Raw genomic sequence first — 1,254 nt, 5'->3', positions numbered from 1 at the left:
CAGGGCGGCGAGGTCCGGCGCCTCGCGCTCGCAAGGCTCTCCGTTGACGGTCAGCCTCATGCCACGGCCCTCCCCCGGTCCTCGTTCGAGGCGAAGCGCGCCCGGCCGAACCCGCGGGCGAAATCCGGCAGCGTCCCCTCGCCGACCAGCGCGGCGACCGCGTCGGCGGTGGCGGGGGCGAGGAGATATCCGTTGCGGTGGTGGCCGGTGGCGACGACGAGGCCCGGTGCGGCCTCCTCGATGATCGGCGCGTCGTCGTCCGAAGTCGGGCGGAAGCCGCTCCAGACCGCGTCGATCTCCATCTCCTCGATGCCGGGCAGGACGCGGCGCGCCCCTTCCAGCAGGGCGAACAATCCACCCGCGGTAACGCCGCCGTTGAAACCGCAATCCTCGACCGTGGCGCCGACGATGAGGTGCCCGTCGCCCTTGGGCGCCATGTGCACGGACTCGCTCCAGACCATGCGGGAGAGGGTGCCGGTGCGCTTGGTGGTGCGCAGTGCCAGCGACTGCCCCTTGAGGGGGCGCACCGGCAGCGCGAGGTCGTCGGGCAGCAGGCCCGTCTCCCCGCTCCAGGCGCCGGCGGCGAGGATCACCGTCTCGGCCGCGAGCACGCGGCCGGCGGCGCGCAGGCCGGTGACGCGCCCGCCCCGGCGCTCCAAACCCTCCACCGCGACTTCCTCCACGATCGCGACGCCGGCCGCCTCGCAGGCGCCGAGCAGCGCCTCCATCACGAGCCGGGGATCGACCTGCGCGTCCAGCGGACAGAGGATGCCCGCGGTGACGTTGGGGCGCAGCAGCGGCTCGCGGGCGCGCACCTCCGGGCCGGAAAGCCACTCGGCCTCGACGCCCGAGCGCCGCTGCAGGTCGTGGCGGAAGCGCAGGCGTTCGACCTCGTCGCGGCCGATGGCGATGACGAGGGTGCCGTCGGCGCGATAATCGATCCCCTTGCCGGACGCGGCCTGGAGCGCGTCGCGGAAGCCGGGCCAGCGGCGCAGCGACTCCAGCGCCAGCGGCAGCAGCAGGTCGGAGCCGGGCTCGTGCTCGGCGGCGGGCGCCAGCATGCCGGTCGCGGCGAGGCTCGCGCCGCTGCCGACGCGTCCGCGCTCCACCACGGTGACCGAGCGGCCGGCCTGCGCCAGCCGCCACGCGATCGACAGGCCGATCAGCCCGGCGCCCACCACGGCGACGTCGGCGCGCGGCGGCAGGTCGGCGGCGCGCGGGCGCATCGCGAGGGAGCGTCGCCGTGGTGGGCGC

The 1,254-nt window shown here is 75.8% G+C and carries 1 protein-coding gene; it reads right to left on the bottom strand.

Annotated elements, in window-relative coordinates:
* Window positions 1-56: 56 nt before the first annotated feature.
* The coding region (gene thiO / locus MFF42_RS25270; RefSeq protein ID WP_238258727.1) for a glycine oxidase ThiO at window positions 57-1,254 on the bottom strand (1,198 nt) is incomplete at its 5' end.

The sequence above is a fragment of the Methylorubrum podarium genome (assembly GCF_022179745.1).
Taxonomy (GTDB): Bacteria; Pseudomonadota; Alphaproteobacteria; order Rhizobiales; family Beijerinckiaceae; genus Methylobacterium; species Methylobacterium podarium.
This window is presented reverse-complemented; position numbering and strand designations above follow the sequence as displayed.